We start from the raw sequence: 21,406 nt of genomic DNA, 5'->3' as shown, positions 1-21,406 counted from the left end.
TCAGGCAACCCTTTTCGAAAGCAGAGAGCGATAGAGTTCGACATATTTTTCCGCGCTCTTGTCCCATGACACATCGGCCTTCATGCCCTGGCGCTGCAACGATTCCCAGACCGCCGGACTGGCATGTGCGTCGACGAGGCGGCGGATGGCGTGCAGCAAGGCACCGCCATTGTTGGGCGCGAACTGGAAGCCGGTGGCGACGCCGGCCGAAACGGCAGCCTCATTGGCGTCGATTACCGTGTCGGCAAGGCCGCCGGTGCGGGCAACCACGGGTACGCAGCCATAGCGCAGGCCGTAAAGCTGCGTCAGCCCGCACGGTTCGAAGCGCGAGGGAATGACGATGGCGTCGCAGCCGCCTTGCATGATGTGCGACAGCCCCTCGTCGTAGCCGACGACGACCCCAATGCGGCCGCGATGCCGGGCGGCGGCGGCGAGCAGCGCGCCTTCGAGGCCGGCATCGCCCGAGCCGAGGATGGCCAGGCGCGCGCCGGTCGCAACAATGCCGTCGACCGCTGTCGCCAAGGTATCCATGCCCTTTTGCCAGGTTAGGCGGCTGACGACGCAGACGATCGGGCTGTCGTCGCGCTCAAGGCTGAAGCGGTCTTCCACGGCAACCCTGTTGGGCGCGCGCGCCTTCAGCGTGCTAGCCGTATAGGTGGACACCAGGTGCTTGTCGGTTTCCGGATCCCAGATGTCGGTGTCGATGCCGTTGACTATGCCATAGAGATCGCTGGAGCGCATGTTGATGAGGCCGTCGAGGCCCATGCCGAATTCCGCCGAGCGGATCTCCTGCGCGTAGGTCGGACTGACCGTGGTGATCGCCCAGGCGGCCTGCAGGCCGGCCTTGAGGAAGCCGACACCGCCATAATATTCCACGCCGTCGAGCGCCATCGCCGCTGCCGGCAGGCCGAGTTCGCCAAAGATGGCGGCGCCGAACTGGCCTTGGAAAGCGAGGTTGTGGACAGTCATCATCGATGGCACGCCGACCGCCTTGCCGTAGCGCATATAGGCCAGGGTCATCGCCGACTGCCAGTCATGGGCATGGACGATGTCGGGTTGGTAGCCAGAGATGGCGCCACCGGCGATGTCGCCGCCGACCTGGCTCAACGCCGCGAAACGCCGCCAATTGTCTGGCCAGTCCACGCCGGTGGCGTTGCCGTAGGGACCGCCGGGACGGTCGAACAGATGCGGCGCATCGAGCACGAACAGTTCGAGCCCGGCGAGTTGGACTGAATGGACGGAGGCCTTGCCGCCCTGCAGCAAGGGATATTGCAGAACCGCCCGCTTCTTCTTGAAGGCGGCCATGACGGTCGGAAACCCTGGGATGAGCGTGCGCACGGTCACGCCCTTGCCCGCCAAGGCAATGGGCAGCGCGCCGGTCACGTCGGCAAGCCCTCCGGTCTTGATCAGCGGAAAGATCTCGGGCGTGACCGACAGAACCTGCATGCGTTAGAGCCCTAACTTGTCGATCATGTCCTGGGTGACCAGGCAGATGCCTTTCTCCGAGACCCGAAAGCGCTTGGCGTCGAGGACGGGATCTTCGCCGACCACCAGGCCTTCCGGTATCCTAACACCATGGTCGATGACCACGCGCTTCAACTTTGCGTTCCGGCCGACATGAACGTCGGGCAGCATGACGACTTCTTCCAGCGTCGAAAAGGAATTGATGCGCGCGCCGGTGAAGATCAGGCTTCTTTTGAGCGACGCACCGGAGACGATGCAGTCGCCCGAGACAAGCGAGGACACGGCCGAACCGCGGCGGCCATCCTCGTCATGCACGAACTTTGCCGGCGGCTTCAATTCGGCATAGGTCCAGATCGGCCAGTCGCGGTCGTAGAGGTCGAGTTCAGGCGTGATGTCGGTCAGGTCGATATTGGCTTCCCAATAGGCGTCGACCGTTCCGACGTCGCGCCAGTAGGCCTCGTTCTCGGCGGTCGAGCGGACGCAGGATTTGGCGAAGCGATGCGCGATCGCCTTACCGTGCTGGACGATATAGGGGATGATGTCCTTGCCGAAGTCGCGGCTTGAGCCCGGCTCGGCCGCATCGCGGCGCAATTGCTCCATCAGGAATTTGGTCTTGAACACGTAGATGCCCATCGAAGCCAGCGCGAATTCCGGCTTATCGGGAATGCCGGGCGGATCGGCGGGTTTTTCGACGAAGGCGATGATGTTGTCCTTGGCATCGACATGCATGACGCCGAAGCCGGTGGCTTCCATGCGCGGCACTTCGAGGCAGCCGACGGTGACATCGGCATTGGCGTCGACGTGCTGGCGAAGCATCATCTCGTAGTCCATCTTGTAGATGTGGTCGCCGGCCAAGATCACCATGTATTCGGGCCCGTAGGCCTCGATGATGTCGATGTTCTGATAAACGGCGTCGGCGGTGCCTTCATACCACTGCGTTTCCGAGACGCGCTGGCTGGCCGGCAGGATGTCGAAACTCTCGTTTCGCTCGGGCCGCAGGAAGTTCCAGCCGCGCTGCAGATGACGGATCAGCGAATGCGCCTTGTACTGGGTGGCAACGCCAAGGCGGCGAATGCCGGAATTCAGAGCATTGGAGAGCGCGAAGTCGATAATGCGCGTCTTGCCGCCGAAATATACGGCCGGCTTGGCACGCCGGTCGGTCAGTTCCCTGAGGCGGCTCCCACGGCCGCCGGCCAATACATAGGCCATGGCATCGCGCGCCAGCGGCTGGGTCCGTTTCAAGTCTGCCATTTCTACCCTCCCAAGTTACTCGATATCGACATGGCTCAGTCGGCAACGAGTTCAAGCATGATCGTCGACAGCGGCGGCAAAAGCATCGTCGCGGAGATGCTTCCTCCCTCCGCCCGTGCCTCGACCATGCCGCCATTGCCCTTGCCGGACCCGCCATATTCGGAAGCGTCGGTGTTGATGATTTCGCGCCATTTGCCTGATATCGGCAACGGCACGCGATAATTGTCACGCGGCACCGGCGTGAAATTGGAAATGACGGCCACCGGGCTGCCGCCCGGTGCACTGCGCAGCCAGGCAAAAACCGAATTCTGGCTGTCATCGACGATCAGCCAGGAAAACCCTTCCGGCTCACAATCACGGCCATGCAGTGCCGGGCGCGAACGGTAGAGATAGTTGAGATCGCGCACCGTCTGCCAGACGCCGCGATGCGGCCGGAATTCAAGCAGGTTCCAGTCGAGCGCGCGCGCCTCGCTCCATTCGCGGCGCTGCGCGAACTCCTGCCCCATGAAAAGCAGCTTCTTGCCGGGATAGCCCCACATGAAAGCGTAGTAGGCGCGCAGCGTCGCAAACTTCTGCCAATCGTCGCCGGCCATCTTGCCAAGCAACGTGCCTTTGCCGTGCACGACCTCGTCATGCGAGAGCGGCAGCACGAAATTCTCGGAGAAGGCGTAGGTCAGGCCGAAGGTGAGGTCGTTGTGGTGGTGCTTTCGGAAGATCGGTTCCTTGGAGAAATACTCCAGCGTGTCGTGCATGAAGCCCATATTCCACTTGAAGCCGAAGCCCAGCCCGCCTTCATGCACCGGTGCCGAGACCTTCGGCCAAGAGGTCGATTCCTCGGCGATGGTCATCACGCCCGGATGGTGGCCGTAGACCTCCTTGTTCATCTTCTGCAGGAAGCTGACCGCCTCAAGGTTCTCGCGGCCGCCTTTCTCGTTGGGGATCCATTCGCCGGCCTTGCGCGAATAGTCGAGGTACAGCATCGAGGCGACCGCATCGACGCGAAGTCCGTCGACATGGTATTTCTCGGCCCAGAACAACGCATTGTTTACCAGGAACGACACCACCTCGCGGCGGCCGAAATTGTAGATCGCGGTGTTCCAGTCGGGATGAAACCCCTTGCGCGGATCGGCATGTTCATAGAGCGCGGTGCCATCGAAATTGGCCAGGCCGTGCTCATCGACCGGGAAATGCGCCGGCACCCAGTCGAGAATAACGCCGACGCCGGCACGGTGGGCGCCGTCGACGAAGCGGGCAAAGCCGTCCGGATCGCCAAAGCGGGCCGATGGCGCGTAGAGCCCGGTCGTCTGGTAGCCCCAGGACGGGTCATAGGGATGTTCAGAGATCGGCATGAATTCGATATGGGTGAAGCCGGTCTCGACCACATAGGGGATGAGCCGGTCGGCCAGTTCGTCCCATGACAGGAACGTACCGTCGTCGCGAAGCTGCCAGGAGCCGGCATGAACCTCGTAGATCGAAATGGCTTCGCGCCGGTGATCGGCATTGCGCCAGAAATTGCGATGCGCCTCATCGCCCCACTCATGCGCCGGCGGCACAGCAACGACCGAAGCGGTGGCCGGACGCAGTTCGGATTTGAAGGCGAACGGATCGGCCTTCAGCGGCAGCCTGACGCCGTCGGGGCCGATGATCTCGTATTTGTAGGGCCGGCCAGCACCGATATCGGGAATGAACACCTCCCAGATGCCGGTGTCGCGGCGGTCGCGCATCGAGTGCCGGCGGCCGTCCCATTCGTTGAAATCGCCGACCACAGAGACACGCCGCGCATTGGGAGCCCAGACGGCGAAATGCACGCCCGTGGCGCCTTCGTGCTCGATGACATGGGCGCCGAGCTTGTCGAACAGCCTGAGATGCGATCCCTCGGCGATGTAGTAGTCGTCCATCGGCCCGAGCACCGGACCGAACGAATAGGGATCGGTCAGCCACCAGTCGCCGCCGGCGTTGCCCGCGTGATAGCGAAGCGGTTGCCGCTTCTTGATCGAGAGCTTGCCTTCGAAAAAGCCGCCATCGTCGCGCCTGGACAATTCACCCGCGATGGTGCCGGTCAGCGTATAAGCGGTGACGAATTCGGCATTCGGAACAAAGCAGCGGGCCACAAAACCCTTCCCAGCCTCCTGAACACCGAGAACGGCAAACGGATCGCCATGCGTGCCGGCAACAATCGCCGCAACATCGCTGGCTGCCGCCAGTCCGTCCGGCCCGCTTGTCGCAGCGGTCGCGCGCAGCTTCTTCATCAGGCAGTGTCCCTCCCCGGCACCGAGTGTTTGTTTCTAGTGGTGTGATCCGACTTTCAAGTTCACACCACCGGGACCACATTGTTTGCGGCCTCATGCAATCACATCAGGCAGGCACGTTCCAGATTTCTTTCGCATATTGGCGGATCGTGCGATCGGAGGAGAACCAGCCGACACGCGCCACATTGCGGATTGCCCTGGCGTACCAGTCGGGACTGTTGCGCCAGACCGCATCGACCTCGCGCTGGGCGGTGGCATAGGCATCGAAATCGGCGGCGACCATGAACCAGTCGCTGTTGTAGAGACCGTTGACGAGGTCGCGGTAACGCTCCGGATCGTCCGGCGAGAAGACGCCTGACGAAACAGCCGCGACCGCTTGCGCCAGCTCGGGCGATCCTTCGATGACGGCGCGCGGATCGTAGCCGTTGTTGCGCCGCTCGGCGACCTCGGCGGTGGTCAGGCCGAAGATGAAGATGTTGTCGTCGCCGACGCATTCCTTGATCTCGACATTGGCGCCGTCGAGCGTGCCGATGGTCAGCGCGCCGTTCAGTGCGAACTTCATGTTGCCGGTGCCCGACGCTTCCATGCCGGCGGTCGAGATCTGCTCGGACAAGTCAGCGGCCGGCATCATGATCTCGGCAAGGCTGACATTGTAATTCGGCACGAACACTACCTTCAGCAGACCGCGCACGGCCGGATCGCGGTTGATGACTTTTGCGACATCGTTGGCGAGTTTGATGATCAGCTTGGCATTGTGGTAGCTGGGCGCCGCTTTGCCGCCGAAGAATTTCACGCGCGGCATCCAGTCGCGCTCGGGGTGCGAGCGGATCTGGTCATAGAGGGCGATCGCCTCGAGGATGTTCAGAAGCTGGCGCTTGTATTCGTGGATGCGTTTGATCTGGATGTCGAAAAGCGCCGAAGGATCGACCTTGATGCCGAGCCGGTCGGCGACGAGGTTGGCCAATCGCGCCTTGTTGGCGCGCTTGACGGCGGCGAACTTGTCGCGAAAGACGGCATCGCCGGCGAAACCGTCGAGATCCTTAATGGCGTCGATGTCATCGAGAAAACGGTCGCCGATCGCCTCGCGGGCGAGCGACGTCAGTCCGGGATTGCATTGGATCAGCCAGCGCCGCGGCGTGATGCCGTTGGTCTTGTTGTTGATACGATTGGGGTAGAGCTTGTGCAGGTCGGCGAACACCGTCTCCTTCATCAGGTCGGTGTGAAGAGCCGAAACGCCGTTGATGGAATGCGAGCCGACAAAGGCCAGATTGCCCATGCGCACCCGGCGGTCGCCATTTTCCTGGATCAGCGAGATGCGGCCAATCTGCTCGTCCGAGAACTGGTTGGAAGCACGCGCCTCCAGAAGCACTTCAGCGTTGATGGCATAGACGATCTGCATGTGGCGCGGCAAAAGCCGCTCGAACAGCGGCACCGGCCAGCTTTCCAGCGCCTCGGGCAGCAGTGTGTGGTTGGTGTAGCCGAAGGTGCGCTGGGTGATATCCCAGGCCTGGTCGAAGTCCATGCCGTGGACGTCCATCAACAGGCGCATCAACTCCGGCACGGCGATGGCGGGATGGGTGTCGTTCAAGTGGATCGCAGCCTTGTCGGGCAGCGACTTCAGGTCGCCATATTGGCTCAGATGGCGCTGCACGATGTCCTGCAGCGAGGCGGTGGAGAAGAAATACTCCTGCCGAAGCCGCAGTTCCTGCCCGGCCTTGTGGGAATCGGCGGGATAGAGCACGCGCGACAAGGCATCGGCCTTGTTGCTTTCGGCTAGCGCGCCGATGTGGTCACCGGCATTGAATTTGTCTAGCAGGATCGGATCGACCGGCATCCCCGACCAGAGCCGCAGCGTGTTGACGCGGTTGGCCCGCCAGCCGACGACGGGCGTGTCATAGGCGACGGCCAGCACATGCTCGGTCGGTTTCCAGACATGGCGTTCGAGGCGCCCGTCCTTGGAGGTGATCGATTCCACCGAACCGCCGAAACCAACCTCGAAGGAGCGTTCGCGACGTTCGAATTCCCACGGGTTACCGTGATCAAGCCAGGTCTCTGGCAGTTCGACCTGCCAGCCGTCGTGAATCTCCTGCCGGAACATGCCATTGGCATAGCGGATGCCGTAGCCATGCGCCGGAATGTCGACGGTCGCCATGCTTTCCATGAAGCAGGCCGCGAGCCGGCCGAGGCCGCCATTGCCGAGCGCCGCATCGGGCTCGAGTGCTGCAATCAAGTCGAGGTCGACACCCAGCGACGACAGCGCCTCGCGCATGTTGTCCATCAGGCCCAGATTGGAGAAGGCATCACGCATCAGGCGGCCGATGAGGAATTCCAGCGACAGATAATAGACGCGCTTTTCCTTCTGGTCGTAAGCCTCTCTCGTCGCCTGCATCCAGTGATCGACGATCCGGTCGCGCACGACCTTGATCGAGGCGGTCAGCCAGTCGTACTGGGTCGCAACGGTGGTGTCCTTGCCGACCCTGTATTTGAGGGCCACCAAGACTTCACGTGCGAGTGTCTTTGGATCAGGATTTTCGAGCAGTGGCGGAAGGGGTTCGGATGTCATCGCGCTCGTCATGATGCCTCTCGTGCGGTTGCCATGATCATACCGGCTTTCATCGCTCCTCCCAGCCCATGCTAGCTGATACCGCCATATATTCAATCGATTTAAACAGGTTCGATCCGGCTTGCCCCCTGCGGCAATTTGGCAATTCTGAAGTGTGACGCGTCAAGACGGCCGCGCGACGCGCTTCAAATTCCTGTTCCGTGCTTGCCGCTGTTGCCAAGCACCAGCCACTTTGGGCGACATGTATCAAGCCGCCAGCGCCGCCTCCGGCGGGGCCTTGGCTCCTGTCATGAAGGCGACGGCATCGGACATCGTATATTGCTTGGGGTCGATGACGGCGAGGCGACGGCCCAGCCGATGGATGTGAATGCGATCGGCCACTTCGAAGACATGCGGCATGTTGTGCGAGATCAGCACGATCGGGAGGCCGCGCTTCTTGACGTCGAGGATCAATTCGAGCACGCGGCGGCTTTCCTTGACGCCAAGCGCGGCCGTCGGTTCGTCCATGATCACCACCCGACTGCCGAAGGCGGCCGCACGTGCCACGGCAACGCCCTGTCTTTGGCCGCCCGAGAGCGTCTCCACAGCCTGGCTGATGTTCTGGATGGTCATCAGGCCAAGTTCGGTAAGTTTGTCGCGGGCGCGCTTTTCCATCGCCGGGCGATCGAGCATGCGAAGCCAATCGCCCAGAAAACCCGGTTTACGGATTTCGCGGCCAAGGAACATGTTGTCGGCGATCGACAGCGCGGGCGACAGCGCCAGGTTCTGGTAGACGGTCTCGATGCCGGCTTCGCGGGCCTCCATCGGCGATTTGAAGGAGACGGGTTTTCCTTCAAGCCGGATCTCGCCTTCATCGGGCACGGCAGCGCCGGAAATCGCCTTGATGAGCGACGATTTGCCGGCGCCATTGTCACCGATGACCGCAAGGATTTCGCCGGGGTAAAGGTCGAAGTCGGCGTTGTCGAGGGCGGTGACGCGGCCGTAGCGCTTGACCAGGCCACGCGCGGTGAGAATGGGTTCCTGGGTCGTGGTCATGCCGAAACCTTTCTGATCCATTGGTCGACTGCCACGGCGCCGATGATCAGCACACCGGTGAGCAGCACCTTCCATTGCGGATCGGCGCCCAGCATGTTGAGGCCCATGGAGACGACGCCGACGATCATCGCGCCGAACAGCGTGCCCAGGATCGAGCCACGTCCGCCGAACAGGGAAATACCGCCGATCACCGTCGCGGTGATCGCCTGGAGATTGTAGTCGGTGACGGCGGCCGACGGCGAGATCGAGCCGTTGCGGCCGATGGAGACCCAGGCAGCGAAAGCGGCGATCAGCCCGGCAAGGGTGTAGACCGTCATCAGCACCTTCTTGGTCTGGATGCCCGACAACTTCGCCGCCTCCTGATCATCGCCAACGGCGTAGACATGGCGGCCCCATGCCGTGTGATTGAGCACGTACCAGAGGATCATCACGAGCACGACCGTGGCAATGACGCCGAGCGTCAGCACCGCCGTGCCGACCTTGAAGCTGATGGCAAAGAGATGCAGCAGCGGCGCCTGGGTGTCGACATCGGTGTCGCGGATCGTCTCGTTGGCCGAATAGATGAAGTTAGTGGCCATGACGATGTTCCAGGTGCCAAGCGTCACGATGAAGGGCGGCAGCTTCATGTAGGCGACAAGCACCCCGTTGAGCAGCCCGCAGGCCGCGCCGGCGGCAAGCCCGATCGCCACGGCGAGCGCGCTCGGCATGCCATAGCTGACCGCGCAATTGCCCATGATCACCGCTGAAATCACCATGATCACGCCAATCGACAGGTCGATGCCGGCGGTCAGGATGACCAATGTCTGCGCAGCACCCAGAATGCCGATGATGGCGATCTGCTGCAGGATCAGCGTCAGTGTGTAGGACGAAAAGAACCGCCCTCCGATGGTGATGCCGAAGACGATGATCGCCAGAACCAGCACGATCAGCGGCACCGCGGCCGGCGTCGAATGCAGGAAATGCTGGATGCGCTTGACGGCCGATTTGCGCTCGTCAAAAGCGGCAACGCTTGTATCGCTGCTCGAGAGAACCTTCTCGAATTCCTGAGCTTGAGCCATGTTTACTCCCCGTAGGCTTCAGCCAAACGCCGACGCCAGTCCACGCCTTTCCGGTCTGCTGCCGGGATTGTTCGCGGTCACGCGAGCCATCGTCCACCCGAAGCGGCCGGGGATCAAGCCCCGGCCGCTCAGGTTCCCTGGATGCCTGTCAGACCGGGATCAGCCCCAGCACTTGGCGAGGCCTTCCTTGGTGTCGATGGACTTCACGCCGGTGGCCGGCTTGTCGGTCACCAGGTTGACGCCGGTGTCGAAGAAGTTCTTGCCTTCGGTCGGCTTCGGCTTGGTTCCGTCCTTGGCGAAGGCGGCGATCGCCTCGATGCCGAGCGCTGCCATCTGCAGCGGATATTGCTGCGACGTGGCGCCGATGACACCTTCGGCCACCGACTTCACGCCGGGGCAGCCGCCGTCGACGGAGACGATCAGCACCTGGCTTTCGAGGCCGACAGCCTTGAGCGCCTGGTAGGCGCCGACAGCGGCGGGCTCGTTGATGGTGTGGATGACGTTGATGGTGTTGTCCTTCTGCAGGAGGTTCTCCATCGCCTTGCGGCCGCCCTCTTCGTTGCCGTTGGTGACATCGTGGCCGACGATGCGCGCATCGTCCTCATCGCCGATCTTGTTGGGATCCTTCACATCGATGCCGTAGCCCATCATGAAGCCCTGGTCGCGCAGCACGTCGACGGTCGGCTGCGACGGGGTCAGGTCGAGGAAGCCGATCTTGGCGTCCTTGGCCTTGTCGCCTAGCGTGGCGGCTGCCCAGGCGCCGATCAGCTTGCCGGCTTCGAGATTGTCAGTCGCAAAGGTTGCGTCGGCCGCATCGATGGGATCGAGCGGCGTGTCGAGCGCGATCACCAGCAGGCCGGCGTCACGCGCCTTCTTCACGGTCGGTACGATGCCCTTGGTGTCGGATGCGGTGATCAGGATACCCTTGGCGCCGTCGGCGATGCAGCTTTCGATCGCCGCGACCTGGCTCTCGCTGTCGCCGTCGATCTTGCCGGCGTAGGTCTTGAGGTCGACGCCGAGTTCCTTGGCCTTCGCCGTGGCGCCTTCCTTCATCTTGACGAAGAAGGGATTGGTGTCGGTCTTGGTGATCAGACAGGCACCGACACCGGCCGCGGATGCGGACGACGCAAACGCCACCAACCCCAGAGCCGCGGCGGCAAACACGGTCGATTTCAACAGTTTTGTATTGGTCACGATTTTCCTCCCAGTGGAACATTCCGATGCCGGCCAACCGGCACCTGCAGCGCATCCAACGAAATTCTCCCAGCGTGGACGCTGCCTCAACAGACACCAGGCCGAAGCCTCTGTCAATAATTAAATCACTCTTATTTATTATTGACAGCCTTGCTTCATTCACCCATTCTGGCCCAAAAGCATTGAGGGGAAACGACGGGAGGAACAGGGTGGAAACCGCCATTGCGAGGCACGGTTCGCCCGAGGTGAGTGACAGCCTCATTCACCGCGGCACCAACCAGAGCGGCATGCGCGACCACAACGAGCGGTTGGTGCTGTCGCTGGTGCGCCAGCACGGCAGTCTGGCGAAATCCGACATCGCCCGCATGACCGGGCTTTCGGCGCAGACGGTTTCGGTCATCATGCGCGAGCTGGAGGAAGAAAGCCTTCTGCTGCGCCAGGCGCCGTTGCGCGGCAAGATCGGCCAGCCCTCCATCCCGATGGCGCTCAATCCCGAAGGCGCTTTCTTCATTGGCCTGAAGATCGGCCGCCGCAGCGCTGAACTGGTATTGATAGATTTCCTTGGCCATGTCCGTTCGATGCTGCAGCATTCCTATCGCTACCCGGCGCCGCGCGAGACGGTGGACTTCGTCGCCAACGGCATGCGGCAGATGCGCGGCGAGCTGACGCCCGCGCAAGACAAGCGCATCGCCGGGCTCGGCATCGCCATGCCGTTCGAATTGTGGAACTGGGCCGATACCGCCGGCGCCCCGCGCGATGTCATGGACGAATGGCGTCACCGCGACATCAGGGCCGACATCCAGGCGCAATGCGATTTTCCGGTCTATTTGCAGAACGATGCCACGTCGGCCTGCGGCGCCGAACTCGTCTTCGGCCAGGCTGGCGCCGCGCGCGACTTCGTCTATTTTTATATCGGTGCCTTTGCCGGTGGCGGCATTGTGCTGAACGGCCGGCTTTTTGGCGGCCCGACCGGCAATGCCGGAGCGCTCGGCTCCATGCCGGTGCCCGGGCCGGACGGCAAGCCGACCCAACTGATCGATGTCGCTTCCATCGCCATGCTCGAAAAGGCGCTCAATGCGCGCGGCATCGAGGCTTCGCATCTGTGGACCTCGCCGGAAGACTGGGGCGAGATCGGACCCGAGCTCGACGACTGGATCGCCAGCGCCTCGCAAGCGCTCGCCTACGCCATCGTCGCCGCATCCTCGATCATCGATTTCGAAGCGGCGGTGATCGACGGCTGGATGCCGAAGGCGGTGCGTCGCCGGCTGGTCGACGCCATCATCGCGGCAATCGCCACGATCGATGGCGAAGGCTTGAAGCTGCCCGCCATTCGCGAGGGAACCGTCGGCATCCATGCCCGGGCGCTCGGCGGCGCCAGCCTGCCACTTTCCGAACGCTTCCTGATCGGCTCGACGACGATTTCCAGGAGCGCCTGATGCTGATCGGAATTCCGGCGCTGCTCGGTCCGGAGCTTCTGGCGATCCTGCGCGGCATGGGGCATGGCGACGAAATCGCCCTTGTCGACGGAAACTATCCGGCGGAACAGCAGGCAACCCGGCTGGTGCGCGCCGATGGCCACCCTCTTATCCCCGTACTCGACGCGATATTGAGTGTCCTGCCTGTCGATGACGCCGTGCCGGAGGCGCTGTTTCGCGCCTCGGTCAAGGGCGATCCCTCGCTTGCCGATCCCGTCCATCATGAGATCGAGGCGATCTGCGCCAAACGGGCGCCAGGCCGCAAGGTGGTTGCGCTGGCCGGCGCCGACTTCTATGCACGGGTCAAATCGGCGCACGCCATCGTCGCGACAAGCGAGCCGCGGCTCTACGCCAACATCATCATCCGCAAGGGCGTGATCCATCCGCCGGAGACCAGGAAGCCATGATCCTCTGCTGCGGCGAAGCCCTGATCGACATGCTGCCGCGCACGACGACAGCGGGTGAGCCGGCCTTCGCGCCTTATGTCGGCGGCGCGGTGTTCAACACGGCGATCGCGCTTGGCCGGCTCGGCGCGCCGGCAGGCTTCTTTTCGGGTCTATCGTCGGATCTGTTCGGCGGCCAATTCCGGGATGCGCTGGGGGCAAGCAAGGTCAGCTCCACCTATGCGCATACCTCACCACGGCCAACGACGCTGGCCTTCGTCAAGCTCACCAACGGCCAGGCGACCTACACTTTCTATGACGAGAACACCGCCGGCCGCATGCTGACCGTCGACGACCTGCCGCAGCTTGGCAGCGAGATCGAAGCCATGCTGTTCGGTGCCATCAGCCTGATTTCGGAGCCCGCCGGCAGTGCCTATGAGGAATTCATGCGGCGCGAGCATCAAAGTCGAGTCATGATGCTCGATCCTAACATCCGGCCGAACTTCATACCGGACAAGGCCAAGCACCTCAGGCGCATTCGCGCGATGATGGCGATGGCCGACATCGTGAAATTGTCGGACGAAGACCTGAACTGGTTCGGCGAAGCCGGCTCGCACGAGGATGTCATCCGCAACTGGCTGGATCGAGGCCCGAAGCTGATCGTCGTCACCCATGGCAGCGAAGGCGCCGTCGGCTATACCAGGGAACATGCCGTCACCGTCATGCCGGAAAAGGTCGAGGTGGTCGACACGGTCGGTGCCGGCGATACCTTCAACGCCGGCATCCTCGCCTCCTTGCATGAGCAGGGCCTGCTGACCAAGGCGGCGATTTCCGGCTTGTCGAAAGACGCCATCCACAAGGCGCTGGCGCTCGGCGCGAAGGCGGCGGCAGTGACCGTGTCGCGGGCCGGCGCCAATCCACCCTGGCGACATGAAATCGCCTGAGCAACGCTCAACATAAGCTGAGCCCAATCGATCACTTTATGTTTCGCAGGGGCTCTTTCCAGGGCTATGAGGGCGGGATGGCGCCCGACGAAGCCCGGATTTCCGGCATCTGGCTGACATTCGCCGGGAAATACTGGTAACGGACTGCGACACTTGGGCAATTTAGGGCTCCGCCTGCCCGGCTTTCTCGGCAAGCGCAACTCTGGTACCAGCGGCCGATTATCTGGCTAACCCGTTTTGAGGCCGACATGCAGTTCATCGATCTTGGCGCGCAGCGCGAACGAATCCGCGACCGGCTGAAGGCCGCGATCGACCGTGTCGTCGACGAAGGCCGTTATATTCTTGGCCCGCAAGTCACCGAATTCGAGAATAAGCTTGCCGCCTATATCGGCACCAAGCATGTCGTGGCCTGCGCCAACGGCACCGACGCGCTGCTGTTGCCGCTGTTTGCGGCCGGCATCGGCCCGGGTGACGCGGTGTTCGTGCCGAGCTTCACTTTCGCCGCCACCGCCGAAGTGGTGGCGCTGGCCAAGGCCGAGCCGGTGTTCGTCGATGTCGACCCGCATAGCTACAACATCGACATTGCCAGCCTCGAAGCGGCCATCGCCATGATCAAGAAGCAAGGCCGGCTGAAGCCGAAGGCAATCATTCCCGTCGATCTGTTCGGCCTTGCCGCCGACTACGAGGCGATCATGGCGATCGCCAACCGCGAAGGGCTGATGGTGATCGAGGATGCCGCCCAGTCGATGGGCGGTTCGCTCGACGGCAAGATGTGCGGTGCTTTCGGCCATGTCGGATCGACCAGCTTCTATCCGGCCAAGCCGCTTGGCTGCTACGGCGATGGCGGCGCGATGTTCACCAATGATGATGCGCTGGCCGAGCAGCTCAGATCCTTCGCCTTCCACGGCAAGGGCGAAACGCAATATGACAATGTCCGCGTCGGCATCAATTCGCGGCTCGACACGATACAGGCGGCGATCCTGATCGAGAAGCTGGCCATCCTCGAAGACGAGATGGTTGCGCGCCAGGTGGTGGCAAAGCGCTATGCCGACGGGCTTGGCGACATCGTCACCGCGGCCCGCAATCTGGACGGCAGCCGTTCGGCCTGGGCGCAGTACGCCATCGAGACACCCAAGCGCGACGGGCTGAAGGCGCATCTCGGCGATAAGGGCATTCCGTCGGTCATCTACTATGTGAAGCCGCTGCATGCCCAGGTCGCCTATCGCGACTACCCGCGCACGCCGACCGGCCTGGCCGTTTCGGAAGACCTGCCGAAGCGTATCCTCTGCCTGCCGATGCACCCCTATCTCAGCGAAGCCGACCAGGACCAAATCATCGAGACGATCCGCAACTATATCGGCTCGAATTCAGCGCAGGCCGCAGCGGAGTAAGCTGCCGAGCCTTTCTCAGCCGGGGCCCGCAGCCCTGCCGCTGGCAATGAAATGCGGATTGGCAAAATCCTCGTCGTCGCTTTGCCTGCGCTTGCCATAAACCAGAGGCTGGCCATCGAGCGTGCGCGTCATGCCGCCGGCGGCGCGCAGGATGGCGTCGCCCGCCGCTGTGTCCCATTCCATGGTGCGGCCGAAGCGCGGATAGACATCGGCCTCGGCACTGGCGAGAAGGCAGAATTTCAAGGACGAACCGACCGAAACGATTTCGGCGGCACCCAGGTCGCGAATATAGGCCTCGGTTTCCGGTGTGTTGTGAGACCGACTGGCGACGACGGCCAGCGGCGTCGCGGCCGTTCTCGCCGCGATCGACCGGCGGCCGACGACCTGGTAATCGCCATCGATTTCGAGTGATTCCGCCCTGCCCGGCTGGCCGGAAAAGAAGCGCCCCGTACAGGGCGCAAAGACGACGCCGACTTCCGGCACGCCATCGCGAACCAGCGCTATGTTGACGGTGAAATCGGTGCGGCGGTTAACGAACTCCTTGGTCCCATCGAGCGGATCGATCAGAAAAAAAGCCCCGTCCAGGTCGGGCGGCACGATCCCGGCGGAAGCTTCTTCCTCGGCCACGCAGGGGATATCGGGAAATGCGGCACGCAGTCCGGCGAGAATGATCTTTTCGCTCTCGCGGTCCGCCTCGGTCACCGGCGAGGCGTCGGACTTGCGGTCAACCGCACAGCCGGCGTGGAATACGCGCATCACCTCGCGCCCGGCCGACAAGGCCAGGCGCTCGAAGATTTCGAGCATCAGCCTGTCGTCAGATGCCGCCGCCGCTATCGTATTGGTCTTCGGCAATGTCGCGCTCGTTCAGCCAGTGTTCCAGGGCGTCGACCATCTCTTCGGCCGACTTGCCGAGTGTCCGCAGATGGATCTCCGGGGTTTCCGGCGCTTCATAAGGGGAATCGACGCCGGTGAAGTTCTTGATCTCGCCATTCAGTGCGCGCGCATAGAGGCCCTTGGGATCACGCCTGGCGCATTCCTCGAACGGCGTATCGACAAACACCTCGATGAACTCGCCATCGGCCATCAATTCGCGCGCCATGCGCCGTTCGGCGCTGAACGGCGAAATGAACGACACGATGACGACCAACCCGGCATCGGCCATCAAACGCGCCACTTCGGCGACGCGGCGGATGTTTTCGACGCGATCAGCGTCGGTGAAACCAAGATCGCGGTTGAGACCGTGACGGACGTTGTCGCCGTCCAGGATATAGGTATGGCGGCCGGTAGCGAACAGCTTCTTTTCGAACAGGTTGGCGATGGTCGACTTGCCGGATCCCGACAGCCCAGTGAACCAGAACACGGCGGGCCGCTGGTTCTTCATGTCGGCGCGCACGCGCTTGCCGACATCGAGCGACTGCCAATGAATGTTTTCGGCACGGCGCAACGAGTGCAGGATCATGCCGGCGCCGACCGTGGCGTTGGAGATGCGGTCGATCAGGATGAAGGCGCCGGTGGTGCGGTTTTCGGCGAAGGGATCGAAGGCGATCGGCGTCCGCGTCGAGATGTTGCAGATGCCGACTTCGTTCATTTCGAGCGACTTGGCCGCTTCATGGGCAAAGTCATTGACGTTGATCCGATATTTTAGGTCGGTGACGGTGGCGCTGGTCTGGTCGGTCTCGGTGCGCAGGATGTAAGAGCGGCCTGGTAGCAACGCATGCTCGTCGAACCAGACGATGTTGGCGGCGAACTGGTCGGCGACTTGCGGCCGTGCGGCAGGCGAAACCAGCATGTTGCCGCGCGAGATTTCGACTTCGTCATCGAGGACGAGCGTGACGGCCTGGCCGGCGGCCGCCTGGGCGAGATCGCCGCCATACGAGACGATCCGCTTGACGCGCGAGGATTTGCCGGACTTGGCGACAACGACCTCGTCGCCGGGCGCAACCGAGCCGGAGGCGACCGTGCCGGCAAAGCCGCGAAAGTCGAGATTGGGACGATTGACATACTGGACCGGGAAACGGAACGGCAGTTCGACCATCGCTTCGTCGACCGACACGGTTTCGAGATGCTCGATCAGCGTCGGGCCGGAATACCATTCCATGTTTTCCGACCGGCGGCTGACATTGTCGCCATAACGGGCCGACATTGGGATCGGCACAATGGTCTGGAAGCCGAGATCGCGCGAGAATTGCCCGTAGTCTTCGACGATCCGGTCGAAAACCGCCTGATCGAAATCGACAAGATCGATCTTGTTGACGGCCAGCACGACGTGGCGGATGCCGAGCAGCGAGGCGATGATCGAATGCCGCCTTGTCTGGCGAAGCACCCCCTGCCGGGCATCGATCAGCACGATCGCCAGGTCGGCGGTCGAAGCGCCGGTGGCCATGTTGCGGGTGTATTGCTCGTGGCCAGGTGTGTCGGCAACGATGAATTTGCGTTTCGGTGTGGCGAAGAAGCGGTAAGCGACGTCGATGGTGATGCCTTGCTCGCGCTCGGCCTCCAGACCGTCGACCAGCAGCGCGAAATCGATGTCGTCGCCCGTCGTGCCATGCTTGCGCGAATCGCGTTCGAGCGCGGCGAGTTGATCCTCGAAAATCTGCTTGGTGTCGGACAGCAGGCGCCCGATCAGCGTCGACTTGCCGTCATCGACCGAGCCGCAGGTCAGGAAGCGCAGCAGCGATTTCTTCTCCTGCGCAGCCAGATAGTCGCGAACGCCGTCGGTGGGAGCGAGGCTCTTTGCCATGATGTGGCGCATGGTCAAAAGTACCCCTCGCGCTTCTTCTTTTCCATCGAGCCGGCTTCATCGCGGTCGATCAGGCGGCCCTGCCGTTCGGACGTGCGTGCCGTCAGCATTTCACCGACGATGGCTTCCAGCGTGTCGGCGTCCGATTCGATGGCGCCGGTCAGCGGATAGCAACCCAGCGTGCGGAACCGCACCAGCCTGTTCTCCACTGTCTCGCCGGGGCGCAGTTTCATGCGCTCGTCGTCCCGCAGGATCAGCATGCCGTCGCGTTCCACCACCGGCCGTTCCTTGGCGAAATAGAGCGGCACGATCGGGATACTTTCCTGCAGGATGTACTGCCAGATATCGAGTTCGGTCCAGTTCGACAGCGGAAAGACGCGGATCGATTCACCCGATGCGATGCGGGTGTTGAATATCTTCCACATTTCGGGGCGCTGGTTCTTCGGATCCCACACATGCTGGGCGTTGCGGAAGGAAAAGATGCGCTCCTTGGCGCGCGATTTCTCCTCGTCGCGACGAGCGCCGCCAAAGGCCGCATCGAAACCGTATTTGTCGAGCGCCTGGCGCAGCGCCACGGTCTTCATGACATGGGTGTGGGTGTTCGAACCATGGTCGAACGGATTGATGTTGTCGCGCACGCCGTCTTCGTTGACATGAACCAGGAGATCGAAGCCGAGTTTCTGCGCCATCTGATCGCGAAAGGCGATCATCTCGCGGAACTTCCACGTCGTGTCGACGTGAAGAAAGGGGAACGGCGGCTTGGCGGGATAAAACGCCTTCATCGCCAGATGCATCAACACGGATGAATCCTTGCCGACCGAATAGAGCATGACCGGCTTGGCAAAAGCGGCCGCAACCTCACGGAATATATGGATGGACTCGGCTTCAAGCCGCTGAAGATGCGTAAGCGCTGTTGTCATGGGCCGTGGGCGTTCTTTCGTATCTTCCAACAGAAGACCTTGCCTCAAATCACCGAGCTCTTCGCGCCCGGTTCGAGCCTTGTTTCCGGACAATCTTTCTCGTGCCGGCGTTCTAGCAGATCGCCATTGTCAAGAACAATGCAAGACTGGCCCGGCCGCACATGGTTCGAGAATGAATTTTCCACAGATGCCGGCAAACCCGGAAATTCCTGCCCGCAAGCTCAACGGCCCAGAAAACGCGGGGAAAATATTGCTTGAATGGACCAGTTGCGGCTTTCAAGGGACTTCCTCTGGTCGGCCCGCGCCTGCCGCCGATTTTCGGTGGCAATCTGCCCTATACACTATCGAAAATGGGGGGCAGCCGCTATACCAGCCTCGGGAAGCAGGCAAGTGCATCATGAGGCATGGGCAATTTCGAGGCGAGCGCATTCAACTTCGCTAAACAGATCCGCCGCAAGAAACTTGCCGAAGACAGCGAGCCCGAAAATTGACCCGGCTTTCATCCCTGAGACAGCAATTCACGCCTTCGCGGATCAACAACTACTTCTCCATCCTTTGCTTCTTTTTTCCACCGGTTCTGGGATCGGTGGTCAGCTTTGTATTCAATGGCGGAGGCCTTTCGTCAGTCCTGCTGATTGCTTTACGGAAAAGGCGCTTCAACGCCGACCGGCCCATGATCTGGATGACGGTCGCGATCTATGCCTACTGCGCCTCCAATCTCCTGGCTTCCATCGTCAACAATTCGTTCGCCCGGGATGCGCCGCATCTTATCCCGCTGGTGACCTTCCTGTTTTTCCCCGTGTCCTATTCGACCTGGAGCATCACGCAGAAAACCACGCTTGCCCGCATCATCGTGCTTTCCAGCATGGCCGCCTGCTTTGTCGCGCTGCTCATAGCCGTCATCCAGCAATATTGGATTGGCGTCAGGGCCGAGGGAGGAGCTGGAAATCCGATCGTCTTCGCAACCGTCGTCTGCCTTGCCGTGGTCATGTGTGTGGCTGGCGCCTTGTCCGGTATTGAGCAAGCCCGGACACCCCTCTTCTACGCGGCACTGGCCGGGACGATCGCCGTCATCTATTCCGGCTCGCGTATCGTCTGGCTGGCACTGCTGATCACCGGTATCGCCGTCATGCTGATCAACCGGCACAGGCTCAGAGGCAGGAATGCCGTTCGCCTGCTGCTGCTGCTGGCGGCGGTCGGCGTCGTGATCGCCGCTTCCAGCTTCCAGGCGATATCCGGGCGGGTCGACTTTTTGCGCTCCGATTGGGGTGCGCTTGGAGCCAGCGGCAACTACGACACCTCGCTGGGAATACGTGTTGCGCTTTGGGAGATCGGACTCAAAGCATTCCATGACATGCCACTGTTCGGGCACGGTGTGGGTGCAACCCAGCTTCTGATCAAGCAGGGCTTTCATGAGCAGTTCGCGATGGACACAGGCTTCAACCATTTTCACAACGGCTTCCTGACCGCCTTGGTGCAAGCGGGAATTCTGGGCGCCGTGACGCTGGCGGCGATCTTTATCGTTGCCGCTGGAAATGCCGTCCGGGTCTTGCGAAACAGCAGCGATCCGAGCGAGCGGTTCGGCGCGACCATGATTGTCGTCGTGGTGATCACCTATCTGACGGCCGGAATGACAGGCATCCTGATCGGCCATGACATTCTGGACTCGGTGCTGATGGTCTTCCTGGTGAGTGGAACATATCTCGCCTCCGGCCGTCAGGTTCCGTTGTTGGAAGAGCAGGCACCTGCGCCAGTGATGGAAGAGCGAGTAGTCAGCAAAGAGTTTCGGGCAAGACCATGAAGGTTCTGGTCACGGGAGCGACAGGTTTCATCGGGCGTCTTGTCGTGCGCCACCTTCGCGAAGCCGGTGCCGAGCTTCGCCTCGCCTCCCGCCATCCCGAGAGGCTGGGTTCGGAAAACGAGACTGTGCCGATGCCCGGTTTCGACGCGCCGGCCGCCGCCTTCCTGGAACTGACCCGGGATATGACTGACGTCGTCCATTGCGCCGGCCTCAACAATGATCAGGGAAATGCAACCGAAGCCGATTACAGGGCAGTCAATGTGGAATTGAGCGCGCGGCTGGCGCATGCAGCGGCGGCACAGGCCAGCGGACGCTTCATCCATCTCTCCTCGATCCGAGCGGTGATCGGCGCGCACGTCAGCGCAACGATCGACGAGGACACGCTTCCTGCCCCACAATGCGCCTATGGACGCTCGAAGCGCGAAGGCGAGATCAAGGTTTTGGACGCCTACGCGTTACACGGCCGCTCGGACGCCGCCGTGTTGCGCCTGCCTCCGGTTTATGGAAGCGGCATGAGGGGAAATCTGGCAACGCTGATGCGCCTTGCCGATACGCCGCTGCCGCTGCCGACGGGTGCCTTGACCGGAATCCGCTCGCTGATGTCTTCCGAGGCCGCGGTGCGAGCAGTGTCGCACCTGCTCAGCCATTCCGGACCGCTTCGCCCGATCTACGTCGGCGCCGATGTGCCGCCGGTCACCGTCGAGACCGTTATCGTCGCCTTTCGCAGAGGTTTGGGGCGGCCTGTGCGTCTGATGGCTGTGCCGGCCGGCCTGATACGGCCGGTCGTGGCCGCGCTCGGCAGGCGGGCGTTCTGGGACAGCCTGACTGCGACACAGATATGCGACCCCGCCCTGCTGGTATCGCAGGGGTGGACGCCTGAAGCTCGCACGGTCGAGCGGCTGGCCGAGCTGGCGCGGCTCGGTAGATCCTGACTCCCT

The 21,406-nt window shown here is 62.2% G+C and carries 16 protein-coding genes; 6 read left to right on the top strand and 10 right to left on the bottom strand.

Translation table 11 applies throughout. The features are described 5' to 3' along the window. From glgA to NKH95_RS03975, 7 genes are all read right to left on the bottom strand, one after another. On the bottom strand, positions 1-1,446 hold the full coding sequence (glgA, locus tag NKH95_RS04005; RefSeq protein ID WP_128302923.1) for a glycogen synthase GlgA: 1,446 nt from the start codon (positions 1,444-1,446) through the stop codon (positions 1-3). A gap of 3 nt (positions 1,447-1,449) precedes the next feature. Beyond that, positions 1,450-2,715, bottom strand: a complete 1,266-nt coding sequence (gene glgC, locus NKH95_RS04000) for a glucose-1-phosphate adenylyltransferase (protein WP_023808506.1) — start codon at positions 2,713-2,715, stop codon at positions 1,450-1,452. A 35-nt stretch (positions 2,716-2,750) separates the two neighbouring features. Beyond that, positions 2,751-4,964, bottom strand: a complete 2,214-nt coding sequence (glgB, locus tag NKH95_RS03995) for a 1,4-alpha-glucan branching protein GlgB (RefSeq protein WP_352891111.1) — start codon at positions 4,962-4,964, stop codon at positions 2,751-2,753. Positions 4,965-5,070: 106 nt separating this feature from the next. Next, positions 5,071-7,539 (bottom strand): glycogen/starch/alpha-glucan phosphorylase, encoded by a 2,469-nt coding sequence (locus tag NKH95_RS03990; RefSeq protein ID WP_352609893.1) that lies wholly within the window; start codon positions 7,537-7,539, stop codon positions 5,071-5,073. Positions 7,540-7,773: 234 nt separating this feature from the next. Continuing rightward, a complete protein-coding gene (locus NKH95_RS03985; RefSeq protein WP_352441333.1) occupies positions 7,774-8,583 on the bottom strand; it encodes an ATP-binding cassette domain-containing protein in 810 nt (269 codons plus the stop codon). Then, positions 8,559-9,620 (bottom strand): ABC transporter permease, encoded by a 1,062-nt coding sequence (locus tag NKH95_RS03980; protein WP_352441334.1) that lies wholly within the window; start codon positions 9,618-9,620, stop codon positions 8,559-8,561. The genes NKH95_RS03985 and NKH95_RS03980 overlap by 25 nt, the downstream gene beginning before the upstream one ends. A gap of 159 nt (positions 9,621-9,779) precedes the next feature. Then, the gene (locus tag NKH95_RS03975) at positions 9,780-10,814 is read right to left on the bottom strand and encodes a sugar ABC transporter substrate-binding protein (RefSeq protein ID WP_502895158.1); all 1,035 of its coding nucleotides are present in this window, start codon (positions 10,812-10,814) and stop codon (positions 9,780-9,782) included. Between the two features lie 209 nt (positions 10,815-11,023). Between NKH95_RS03975 and NKH95_RS03970 the strand changes: the two genes are divergently transcribed. The 4 genes from NKH95_RS03970 (at position 11,024) to NKH95_RS03955 (ending at position 15,007) form a co-directional block, all read left to right on the top strand. Further along, on the top strand, positions 11,024-12,250 hold the full coding sequence (locus NKH95_RS03970; protein ID WP_352441335.1) for an ROK family transcriptional regulator: 1,227 nt from the start codon (positions 11,024-11,026) through the stop codon (positions 12,248-12,250). Continuing rightward, positions 12,250-12,696: an RbsD/FucU family protein gene (locus NKH95_RS03965; RefSeq protein WP_023808513.1), complete on the top strand. Its 447-nt coding sequence runs from the start codon at positions 12,250-12,252 to the stop codon at positions 12,694-12,696. The genes NKH95_RS03970 and NKH95_RS03965 overlap by 1 nt, the downstream gene beginning before the upstream one ends. Then, positions 12,693-13,616 (top strand): carbohydrate kinase family protein, encoded by a 924-nt coding sequence (locus NKH95_RS03960; RefSeq protein WP_352891110.1) that lies wholly within the window; start codon positions 12,693-12,695, stop codon positions 13,614-13,616. Before NKH95_RS03965 ends, NKH95_RS03960 begins: the two co-directional genes overlap by 4 nt. A 248-nt stretch (positions 13,617-13,864) precedes the next feature. Further along, positions 13,865-15,007: a DegT/DnrJ/EryC1/StrS family aminotransferase gene (locus tag NKH95_RS03955; protein ID WP_023808516.1), complete on the top strand. Its 1,143-nt coding sequence runs from the start codon at positions 13,865-13,867 to the stop codon at positions 15,005-15,007. A gap of 15 nt (positions 15,008-15,022) precedes the next feature. Here the strand turns inward: NKH95_RS03955 and cysQ are convergent, their stop codons facing one another. From cysQ to cysD, 3 genes are read right to left on the bottom strand one after another with little or no spacing between them, the layout of a single operon-like run. Continuing rightward, positions 15,023-15,811 (bottom strand): 3'(2'),5'-bisphosphate nucleotidase CysQ, encoded by a 789-nt coding sequence (gene cysQ, locus NKH95_RS03950; RefSeq protein WP_023808517.1) that lies wholly within the window; start codon positions 15,809-15,811, stop codon positions 15,023-15,025. A gap of 10 nt (positions 15,812-15,821) precedes the next feature. Further along, positions 15,822-17,759, bottom strand: coding sequence for a sulfate adenylyltransferase subunit CysN (cysN, locus tag NKH95_RS03945; protein ID WP_352891109.1), 1,938 nt, complete (start codon positions 17,757-17,759; stop codon positions 15,822-15,824). Positions 17,760-17,761: 2 nt separating this feature from the next. Next, complete coding sequence (cysD, locus tag NKH95_RS03940) at positions 17,762-18,667, bottom strand: sulfate adenylyltransferase subunit CysD (RefSeq protein ID WP_027035869.1); 906 nt, start codon at positions 18,665-18,667, stop codon at positions 17,762-17,764. A gap of 487 nt (positions 18,668-19,154) precedes the next feature. Between cysD and NKH95_RS03935 the strand changes: the two genes are divergently transcribed. Beyond that, positions 19,155-20,468, top strand: coding sequence for an O-antigen ligase family protein (locus tag NKH95_RS03935; RefSeq protein ID WP_352891108.1), 1,314 nt, complete (start codon positions 19,155-19,157; stop codon positions 20,466-20,468). Beyond that, positions 20,465-21,400 carry an NAD-dependent epimerase/dehydratase family protein gene (locus NKH95_RS03930; RefSeq protein ID WP_352774640.1) on the top strand — a complete coding sequence of 312 codons (936 nt, stop codon included), beginning with the start codon at positions 20,465-20,467 and terminating at the stop codon, positions 21,398-21,400. The genes NKH95_RS03935 and NKH95_RS03930 overlap by 4 nt, the downstream gene beginning before the upstream one ends. Positions 21,401-21,406 lie beyond the last annotated feature (6 nt).

It is taken from the genome of Mesorhizobium sp. M0848, from assembly GCF_040319805.1.
Taxonomy (GTDB): domain Bacteria; phylum Pseudomonadota; class Alphaproteobacteria; order Rhizobiales; family Rhizobiaceae; genus Mesorhizobium.
Note: the sequence above shows the minus strand (reverse complement) of the source record. Positions and strands in the feature narration are given on the sequence as shown.